Origin of the sequence: Anaerobiospirillum succiniciproducens DSM 6400, assembly GCF_000482845.1 — a bacterium.
Taxonomy (GTDB): Bacteria; Pseudomonadota; Gammaproteobacteria; order Enterobacterales; family Succinivibrionaceae; genus Anaerobiospirillum; species Anaerobiospirillum succiniciproducens.
The window spans coordinates 1-6,675 of the sequence record NZ_AXWV01000111.1 but is presented as its reverse complement, the minus strand read 5'-3'; the positions used below and the strand labels follow the sequence as shown (position 1 = coordinate 6,675).

The following is a 6,675-nucleotide window of genomic DNA, read 5'->3' as shown; positions in this document are numbered from 1 at the left end:
GCCTGCTCAACAGCTGGCTTAGCCTCAGGGGCAGGTGCGGCTTGCTCTGCAACAGGTGCTGGGGCAGCCTGTTCTACAGCTGGCTTTGCCTCAGGGGCAGGAGCTGCCTGCTCGGCTGCAGGTGCAGCTTGTTCAGCTGCAGGAGCCGGAGCTGCCTGCTCAGCGGCTATAGCGCCCTCAGGAAGGGTCTCGAGCTTATCGCCTACAACATTACTAACTAATTCTGGAGCAGCCTCTAAGGACTTCTCGGCAGCATCAATAGCAGTCTGCTCTACAACAGCGTCGATGGATATTGCATCATTATCAGTATTGCCAAGCTTACCACGGTGGCTCAGGACGAAGTTTAAGGTGTCGGTACCAAACTTAGCAACGTAATCCTGGTAGATTGGGAATGCCTTCTGTTGGAAAGCAGCAAGCTGTTCTGGGGTTAAGAAGGTAATCTTTACGCCCTTGGACTCTAAGGTCTTGAGATAGAGCTTATTGAAGTTCTCAACCATGTTGGTCTGCCAAGCAATGGTTTCCTTAATAGCTTCATCAACAGCCTTCTGGTTAGCCTTGCTCATCTTGCTCATGGTGTCTTTATTGGCAAGCCATACGTGGATGTCGTACATGCCATTCCACATGGTTACGTAAGGCTGGGTCTCGTATAACTTGGAGGTTAAGAACAGAGCTAAGTTGCTTTGCTGACCTTGAATCTGGCCTTTCTCTATAGCAAAAGGAACTTCAGAGAAGCTCATGCTAACTGGTTCAGCACCAAGAGTCTTGAAAATGTTATGAGGTGCATTGAAAGGAGGTACACGGAACTTCATGCCTTCAAGATCAGATGGGGATGTAATTTCTTTTACATTGTTACTGATCTGACGAGCACCGGCAGAGTAGAGGCTCTTTAAAGAAATGTTGTGAGGATCTAACCATGACTGCATGGTGGTGAAAACTTCTTCGTCATTTACGAAGTAGTTGATCTGCTCATCGTTTTCAAAGAGGAAAGGAAGCCAGAAGGTGCCAAAACGGTTATCGAGGTTGTACAGATCGGTCGCAGATGCAATCTGAATATCGATGCTGCCGTTTGTTAACATGTCCATGACGCGATCTTGTTGACCAGCAGCCAGACCATTGTTTGGATAGATGTCTGCAGTAACGCGATTGCCTGACTTCTGCTCAACGAGCTCCTTGAACTTGTTGGCACTTAAGTCAACATATGAACCAGCAGTGCGGGCGTGTGACAGACGAATGGTTACGGAGTAATCCGGCTCAGATAAGTTTGAAACTACAGTTGAAACAGCAGTTAAAACAATGCAAGCACCGAATACTGTTGTGAATTGTCCTTTCGGTGATGATACGACTTGTGAAAACATCAGACCCCTTCCTACATCTGAGCACTCATCAAAATCACTTAACTTCTATGTATATAAGTTGGTTTTGAGATGAGCTTATACTGAAAATCGGCAGCATTGGCGGTATGGCAACGGCCAGTGGCCGAATCAGTACCATTCCCCTAAGAATTCGTTTTACAACATTTATATGAGTACTTTTCTTTTAGGCTTGAGCGTAAAGAGATCTAATCAAAGCTCATAGATCATCTAGCCATTGGCTTTTATTGCGGTAGCTCAAGTGCAACTTACTGTCAGAAAAGGTTAACTCTGAATTTGTTGTAATAAACAATGATAACAAGTCTACATTTAGACCTATATCCTCATCATTCTAGCAAAGCTATAAAGCCACGTCAGACACGGCTTGATAAAAAGTGATCTCTGTTGTAAAGAAAGTTCTTGATCACTTCAATTTCAGCTTAGTTGAGAGTGTTTTTGCGACTTTTGAATTAACTTGCACCCAAACTAAACATAAAAATTCAAATTTGATCTCCACTCTTTTAACAATAGCCCTCTGAGACAAAACAAAACAGCCCCGTCTTTGTGGACAGGGCTGCTTTAGATAAAGATCGTAATAGTTTAGGTTTTTAGTCGCTAAGATCTAGAAGCGATGATGAGAGTCGTTAGAGTTGTTTGAGCCATTAGATGGATCGTTAAAGTTGGCATCAGCGTTGTTCTGATCGCCTCGGTAAACATCCTGATCATTGCGCGGATCATTAGCCGCAAAATTATCGTGCTCAGATCTATTAGGCTCACCATTATATGGGCTGTGTGGATCAAAACCTTGACCATTAGGATCGTAGCCTTGGCCATTTGGGTTAAAGCCATTTGGATTAAAACCATTTGGATTAAAACCAGGGCCGCCTTGACCATTAAATGGACCGTTAGGATCGTAGCCTTGACCATTTGGGTTAAAGCCGTTTTGGTTAAAGCCTGGACCGCCCGGGCCGCCTTGACCATTAAATGGACCGTTAGGATCGTAGCCTTGGCCATTTGGGTTAAAGCCGTTTTGGTTAAAGCCTGGACCGCCCGGGCCGCCTTGGCCATTAAACGGGCTGTTAGGATCGTAGCCTTGACCATTAAATGGACCGTTAGGATCATAGCCTTGACCATTTGGGTTAAAGCCGTTTTGGTTAAAGCCTTGACCGCCCGGGCCACCTTGGCCATTAAACGGGCTGTTAGGATCGTAGCCTTGGCCATTTGGGTTAAAGCCGTTTGGGTTAAAACCTGAACCGCCAGGGCCGCCTTGAGGGCCTGGGCCATTAAATGGCCCATTTGGACCATAGCCGTTGAATGGGCCGTTTGGGTTAAAACCTTGGCCATTAGGGCCAAAGCCTTGTCCATTTGGATTAAAGGCAGGGCCATTAGCGTTAAATTGGCCGCCGTTATTGTAGTTGTAGCCTTGGTAGTTTTCCATTAAAGGATCAGGGCCAAAACGGTTTGGTCCTACGGTACCTGGTTGGACTAGCAGCACAATCATGTAAATAAGGACAGCAATCCACCCTACGATCAATACCGCCACGAGACCAACTGCGGCTGCTTCAGTTTCAAAAGCATCAGAAAAAATAAGAGCAAGGAGCACCATTGCAAGGAGTGTGGCAAAAGGTATAACTGAATACCAACCACTCTTATTGGTGTCATGCAGACGGCGGATAGTGACCATCCAAATTAGCCAAGAGATCGCAATTGAGGCAATAAGGTTGAGAATCTCTCCGATAGTGCTCAAATAAGTGAGGATGCTAAGAGGTATGTTCAATAAGATTGTGAACAGATAGAACCACCAAAACTCAGATCTTGATGCACGATCTTTCCAATTAAAAGGTTTTTCTACTATGCAAACCTTGATGGCACGCTGAAAATTCATAAACCAATCCTCAATGCTCTTGATTAGACTGTCAGTACATATCTGTTAGAAAAATATGTGTAATGAGGCAGTAACTAAAGATCGTATCAAAAATCACCAAGCCATGCTCAAACTCATTGAGCAAAATCTAACACGACTCGCATCCATTACAAACAAAACAGCCCCACTATTAAAATAGCGGGGCTGCTTTGTGACATTTATAAGCGTCTGGAGCAAGCTTAAAAATAAAGCTGCTTATCAATATAAGTATTACTGCTGATTGTTCTTGTCCTGAGGCTGAGCTTCACTTGTTGCAGGAGTTTCCTCATTAGCTGCACTAAGAGTCTCGTTAGCAGCAGGCTCTGACATGTTGTTGTCTGCTGGAGCGGACATATCATTAGCTGTAGTGGCTGACATATCAGATGCATTGTATGCGGCAGTAGCAAGAGGATTTGGACCGTACTTGTTTGGACCTGGGGTGCCTGGCTGAACAAGTAAGAAGATCATATAGCCTGAGCCGCCTATAGCAACAATGAATCCAAGAGCAAATAATAAGTCTGAGCCACCAAAAAGACCTATAACCAGCATTGTAATACCAACTATAGATGCGCCTGCTGGTAATAAGATCCAAAAGCCGCTCTTATCAATGTCGTGTAAACGACGGATAGCTGCAACAGTAGATAACCACCAAATGGCGATGTTAATTACTAAGGCAATGACTTGGCCGATAAGTGGAATGGCATTGAAAAGAGATGCGATGATGCCAATAACGACGGTAGCTAAATAGAACCACCAAAATTCACTACGGCATGCACGATCTTGCCAGTTGAAACGCTTTTCTATAGCGCAAGTGATAAACGCCTGCTTGAAGTCCATATTAAATATCCTTATGCTTTGCACTAAAAATCTAAGAACGGATACGTTTTGTGAACAGATAACGTCTTCTTAGTGCTTATGATTGCAGACGAGCGAAGATCGTCTGTTAAATTTGCAGCGAATATAGCATGGCAATGTTATATGTTAATAATGTGTACTAGTATTGTGATATATCTCACGCATTAATTTCATTCGCTTGTATAGATATGTTTATTTGGAACCATAGTTTTGAGTGTGCACCATAAATAAGCATTTGTACCGTATACCTAGGTTGAATATATCGTGGCTCAATACAGTATGGTTTTAGGATCTTGCCTTTGTTTAGTGATGTGATTTAGTGCTTTAGTTAGAAGGCTCTGTTACTAGTAGTTCTTGGGATTGTGAGCTTTGTAAGAGTGAGTTCGTCAAAGGTGTTTTGACTACACTTTGCCAGCTTTGAATAGATGTGGTTTGTGCTTGCTCTGATGGATCGTGGGGATCGTAAATTTGTGGTGTTAGCTTGTGCGGTGGGGCACGGCAGCGATCTTAAAACTATGTAGATTAAGATGGTGGATGCTGCCGTGTTAGATGGAAGATGGTCTTATTAGGCCTTGCTTGGCAGTGGGGATGGTGGGCCAAAGAGATTGTCGCCTGCATCACCTTTAAGAACGCACAGAACAAGTACGTAAAGAGCGCCTAAGCCTGCAATGATCTCGCCTACAGTTACAGCTAGTGGCATTACGATTACGAAGCCTGCAAAAGAAACTAAAAGGCCAACGAGCATTGGGCCGATGTGCAAGCCTGAACGGCCGGAGTCGTGAAGACGACGAACCATTACAGTGTAGTGACCTACGAATACAATGAAGTTAATGACAGAGTAAATAATGCCTAAGTACTGAATGGTGTTAAGTGGCAAAAAGACAACACGAACAGCAACAGCAAAAAGAGTAAACCACCAAAATTCAGCGCGTCCTGCGCGACCGCCTGTGATGAATAACTTGTCCTTAAGACAAACTTTGATGGCGGATATTAAGCCGTACATGATATCTCCTGTATTCAATATACAAATGTAGATCAGTAGCTTATAAAAGCTGCATTTAGATTGTATAGATTTAGCTGCAAATGTCTATGGTAGAGCTAGGGCCTATTTATTTTTGTTGCGATCGCGACGAGATGGCTTGTTGTTATCGCTCTTTGGTGTTGGAACACTAACGTATTTAGGTTCCTCTTCAACTTCTTTACCGGCAGCGATAGCCTCTTCTTTTTCTTGCTGCTTTTGTTTGTCGCGAGCAACACGAGCTTTAAACTTCGCCCATGGATCACCTAAATACTGAGGTACCTCCATGTGCACAGGATTAATGAAGTCTTGAGACTCTTTGCTTGTATCTAAAGGATCAGTGCCGTACTTGTTATTGCCTTTAGTACCAGGCTTAGCGCAGAGGAAGAGAATATAAAAGTAACTTAAAGTAATTACAGTGATAATGCCATCTAAGATCTTTGGTCCATACTCTGGCTGCAGCGCATTTAAAGGACCCCAAGAGATCAGATATACCAAGGTAAATAAATAAGGAACAGCTACGATCTTGCCAGCCATGTCAGTGTCATGGAGACGACGGATCGTGGCTGTGTATTGACAGGCAATAATGGCAATGATCGCTACTGCTTGCAGTAGTGAACCAATTGTTGGGATAGCATTGAGCTTAAAAGATACACCAATGAAGATCATGGTAGCTATATAGAAGTACCAGAACTCTGCACGGCTAGAACGACCGTAAAAACGTAGTCCTTTGGTTTTGAATCCAGCTATCAAGGCCTCTTTAATATTCACTAGTGGCTCCGCATATCTTGTAGTACTGATCTTTGATAAGTACAAATGTTTGTTGGTAAATTAGTGCTGTGACGATCTTACTTTCGCAAAGCAGTCTCACATAGCAATTTGTATAGTGAATGGCTACTTATCGTCTTTATCTTGAAATGATCCGCGTAGCTTGCGCTTGAAATCATCATTGAGCTTATCTGTCTCACTACTGCCAGTATCAAAAGGAAAGTCGTTCTTATGGTATGGGCCGTCAGAATAATCATTCTCATTGTTTTGATTGTAAAAGCTATTAGATCCGTCATCTTGACCAAGAGGATCAGGGCCGAAACGATTGGTGCCATTAGTTCCTGGCAGAGCACAGATAAAGAGCAAAATTAACAAGCCAATAGTTGGGATGATGAGCAGTGCTAACCACCAAGCGCTCATATTGCGATCGTGAAGGCGACGAGCCATTAAGCAAATAGTAAAGGGACCTTCTATTATTCAAATTCTAAAAGCAGTAAGCAAGTTTTAAAAATGGCAAGATGACTTTGACAACTAAAATGATGTTGAAACAAAGATTGTTTTACTAGCATTAGTGCGTTTTTTGTATGTCACTCCTTGATTTTTACTTGCATAAGGCGTGACAGCCCCTCCCGCCGTTTAAGCAGGATATATTGAATTACGATCCAAACTTTTAGTTACCTTGGCTAGAATTTGATTTTTATACCAAGATTGATTAGCTGCATTACGTTATAAAACATTGCCACTAAATGGTGATGAGCATCTGCACGCTTAATGCCGATAGT

The 6,675-nt window shown here is 43.1% G+C and carries 6 protein-coding genes; all 6 read right to left on the bottom strand.

Annotated features, from left to right (window positions below; all coding sequences use genetic code 11):
• A partial coding sequence (locus H524_RS0111500; protein ID WP_027940303.1) for a TRAP transporter substrate-binding protein occupies nt 1-1,355 on the bottom strand: 1,355 nt, incomplete at its 3' end.
• Nucleotides 1,356-1,971: 616 nt separating this feature from the next.
• Nucleotides 1,972-3,234 (bottom strand): DUF805 domain-containing protein, encoded by a 1,263-nt coding sequence (locus H524_RS16820; RefSeq protein ID WP_052339085.1) that lies wholly within the window; start codon nt 3,232-3,234, stop codon nt 1,972-1,974.
• Nucleotides 3,235-3,483: 249 nt separating this feature from the next.
• Complete coding sequence (locus H524_RS16815; RefSeq protein ID WP_052339084.1) at nt 3,484-4,089, bottom strand: DUF805 domain-containing protein; 606 nt, start codon at nt 4,087-4,089, stop codon at nt 3,484-3,486.
• A 583-nt stretch (nt 4,090-4,672) separates the two neighbouring features.
• Complete coding sequence (locus H524_RS16810) at nt 4,673-5,110, bottom strand: DUF805 domain-containing protein (protein ID WP_052339083.1); 438 nt, start codon at nt 5,108-5,110, stop codon at nt 4,673-4,675.
• Between the two features lie 102 nt (nt 5,111-5,212).
• Nucleotides 5,213-5,896 carry a DUF805 domain-containing protein gene (locus H524_RS0111480; RefSeq protein ID WP_027940302.1) on the bottom strand — a complete coding sequence of 228 codons (684 nt, stop codon included), beginning with the start codon at nt 5,894-5,896 and terminating at the stop codon, nt 5,213-5,215.
• A 123-nt stretch (nt 5,897-6,019) separates the two neighbouring features.
• On the bottom strand, nt 6,020-6,340 hold the full coding sequence (locus H524_RS17900) for a DUF805 domain-containing protein (protein ID WP_044122223.1): 321 nt from the start codon (nt 6,338-6,340) through the stop codon (nt 6,020-6,022).
• Between the last annotated feature and the right edge of the window lie 335 nt (nt 6,341-6,675).

Bases quoted from the DNA above. Each gene is read 5' to 3' on its own strand.
- H524_RS17900 (WP_044122223.1), bottom strand. From the start codon at position 6,340: ATGGCTCGTCGCCTTCACGATCGCAATATGAGCGCTTGGTGGTTAGCA.
- H524_RS16810 (WP_052339083.1), bottom strand. From the start codon at position 5,110: ATGTACGGCTTAATATCCGCCATCAAAGTTTGTCTTAAGGACAAGTTA.
- H524_RS16820 (WP_052339085.1), bottom strand. From the start codon at position 3,234: ATGAATTTTCAGCGTGCCATCAAGGTTTGCATAGTAGAAAAACCTTTT.
- H524_RS16815 (WP_052339084.1), bottom strand. From the start codon at position 4,089: ATGGACTTCAAGCAGGCGTTTATCACTTGCGCTATAGAAAAGCGTTTC.